Source organism: Mycobacterium sp. (assembly GCF_036490025.1).
Lineage (GTDB): Bacteria > Actinomycetota > Actinomycetes > Mycobacteriales > Mycobacteriaceae > Mycobacterium.
The window spans coordinates 1-2,725 of record NZ_DASXEP010000013.1; the positions used below are offsets into that span (position 1 = coordinate 1).

3 protein-coding genes are annotated in these 2,725 nt (G+C 63.2%); all 3 read right to left on the reverse strand.

Going from position 1 to position 2,725, the window contains the following annotated elements:
* Positions 1 to 34: 34 nt before the first annotated feature.
* On the reverse strand, positions 35 to 1,243 hold the full coding sequence (locus VGG53_RS01315) for an IS30 family transposase (RefSeq protein WP_414688850.1): 1,209 nt from the start codon (positions 1,241 to 1,243) through the stop codon (positions 35 to 37).
* 424 nt (positions 1,244 to 1,667) lie between these two features.
* On the reverse strand, positions 1,668 to 2,339 hold the full coding sequence (locus VGG53_RS01320; protein ID WP_331516152.1) for an IS3 family transposase: 672 nt from the start codon (positions 2,337 to 2,339) through the stop codon (positions 1,668 to 1,670).
* 79 nt (positions 2,340 to 2,418) lie between these two features.
* On the reverse strand, positions 2,419 to 2,544 hold the full coding sequence (locus tag VGG53_RS01325) for a nuclear transport factor 2 family protein (RefSeq protein WP_331516153.1): 126 nt from the start codon (positions 2,542 to 2,544) through the stop codon (positions 2,419 to 2,421).
* Positions 2,545 to 2,725: the final 181 nt, after the last annotated feature.

Genomic DNA, 2,725 nt, shown 5'->3' on the forward strand with positions numbered 1-2,725 from the left:
CTTGAATTCTGTCGGTCGTCGCAACGCGGGTGGTTTATGCGTTTTCTAGTAAAGCAGTTAATCGCTCCGCGGGGGTGTCCCAACCGAGAGTCTTGCGGGGGCGGGTGTTGAGCTGTTCAGCAACGGCCGCAAGGTCGGAGATGCTGTGCCGTGATAGGTCGGTGCCCTTCGGAAAATATTGTCGCAGAAGCCCGTTGGTGTTTTCGTTGGTGCCGCGTTGCCATGGTGCGCCGGGATCGCAGAAGTACACGTGCATGTCGGTGGCCATCCGAAATGAGCGGTGTTCGGACATCTCGGCGCCTTGGTCCCAGGTCAGTGATCGCCGCAGTGCTACCGGGAGTTCGCCCAGGGAGCGGATGAGCCCGTCGCGTACAGCCTCGGCGGTGCGGTCAACGGGCAGGTGCACCAGCATGACGTAGCGGCTGGCACGTTCTACGACGGTGCCGATGGCTGAGCGCCCGACTGCGCCGAGGATGAGGTCGCCTTCCCAATGACCCGGTAGCGCGCGGTCCTCGACCTCGGCAGGTCGGTCGGCGATGGAAATCATCGCCTCCCGAAATCGAGGAGACCGCTGCGCCGGGTCACGACGAGGCTTGCGGGCTACTCGTCCGGACCTGATGGCGCTGGTGATTTCGCGTTTCAACGCGCCTCTGCCGTGCAGATAGATGGTCTGGTAGATCGCCTCGGTGCCCACCCGCATCTCCAGGTCGTCGGGGAAGTCGCGGAGCAGCCGTCGACTGATCTGCTCGGGTGACCACCGGCGGCCCAACCCGCGGGTCACGTAGTGACGTAGCCGGCCCTGACGTTGCAGTTTGCGTTGTTTGGGTCTAGGGCGCCGCGACGCCGCGATCCGGTGCGCCGAGTACGGCAAATAGCCTAACGAGGCCGTGGCGTTGCGACGCAACTCTCGGCTGATCGTCGAGGGTGCCCGGCTTAGCCGGTGAGCGATCTGGCGGATCGACTGCCCGGCAGCCTTGAGGTCGTGGATCTGTTCGCGTTCGGCCAAACTCAGAAAGCGCGGACTGATCGAGCGTTCCAGCCGCTCCAGTTCGATCCGATTGTCGTTGTGGCCATACGTTTTTCGTGGATTCTTCACGTGGGCCAGTATCTGCGCCGATCGGTACTTTACGACCCGTCCGTCGGCGTAGACACGCCCACCATAAAATTGGCGGATGCCCTTGTCCCAATCCTGGGCCGTGCGTTTGTCGACACCGACCTGCTCAGCAGCGTCGCGTCTGCTCACACCCGCACTGCGTAACCCCAAGAACTCCTCGCGCTGATCGCTGACGTCCTTTCCGGTGAATATCCCGGCCTGATGCGCCCACTTGTAGCAGGTCACCCGCACATAGGCGAGTTCTCGAGCCACCGCCGACACGTTGCCCCTAATGCTGAGCAGCCGGAAGAACTCGGACTTTTCCTCAGCGGTGTAGGTCCGGGGCCTCGGTCGTCGAGAGGCCACCCCAGCCTGGCGCCGCCAGCGGTACCCGGTATCCGCGCTAACCCCCGCGCCCGCCGCAGCTGCCCGAATCGTGCCCCCACGATCCAGCAAACGAAAGAACAACTCCCGCTGACCAACCGAATACTGCTGCACACCCGGCCGATTCACCACTCCATCAGACAACGCCAACACCTCTACTTCATCGAGGCGTTGCAACGACCCCAAGAACTCAAGCGGCGGGGTGCTCGGTGATGTCGGTACACCACAGTTCGTTGGGCCGCGCTGCGGTGAAGTGCCGGTTCGGCAATCGCCGCGGTGGGTGAGGCAGTCCATGCAGGCCCTGTTCGCCCATGATCGAGCGCACTAGCTTGAGGTTGACGTTCATGTCGTAATCGGCCAGCAGGGCTGCTCGGATTCGGCGACCACCGTAGCTGCCGCGGGAGCGTTGGTCGATCTCGGTGATCGTGTCGGCCACGATCAGCCGGCGAATCTGGCGGTCGGGCACCGGCCTTCTGCGGTGGTACTGCAGCAGAGATCGCGTTAATCCTGTTATCCGGCAAGCTGATCGGGCCGAATGTCCTCGCGCGATCAGTCCTTCAACGATCGCGCGTCGGTGTTTTGGGGGCACCACCGCCTCGGCGTTGAACAGCTCGCACGCATCCCGCGTCAACGCGAGTTCAGCCTCGAGCTGCGCGATGCGCTTACCGGCCGCGGCCAGCTCGTCGGCCTCCACGCTCGGGGTGCCCTCGATGACACCGGCATCGATCAACGCTTGGCGCTTCCACCGAAACAAGGTGGCCTGACAGATGCCCGTCTCCGACGCGACCGCAGCCACCGCTTCGCCTGATCGCGGCCGGGCAACGATTTGCCGGCGCACCGTCGCTGCATACATCCGGGGCATGTGACCTCCTGATGATCACTCTGCCCTCAGCTCTCACAACGGTGGACCTACAACACGGGTACAGATCTGTTGGACTCATTCACCGGGAACACGCCAGCAGCACACCATCCGGGCAGAATAACGCCGCAAGGTCGGGCCATCGACGCGCATCGAGTAGCTGAGCGTGCAACGCGATAACGCGTCTGATTGCTTCGTAGTCGTTCACGACTATCCTCTCTGAAGGCGCACAAGCCCCGATTTAGCCGACTAGCCTCGATTTTTCGTGCGGCTGTATCGGGCCGGTTCGGAGACGGTGCTGGCCGACTTGTGGGGCTGGTTATGCCGGATGGGTATGACAGTGGCGCCGGTGTCGCTCGGTGGCGGGCTTTCCAGGGCCGAAGTCGTCT

Bases quoted from the DNA above. Each gene is read 5' to 3' on its own strand.
- VGG53_RS01320 (WP_331516152.1), bottom strand. From the start codon at position 2,339: ATGCCCCGGATGTATGCAGCGACGGTGCGCCGGCAAATCGTTGCCCGG.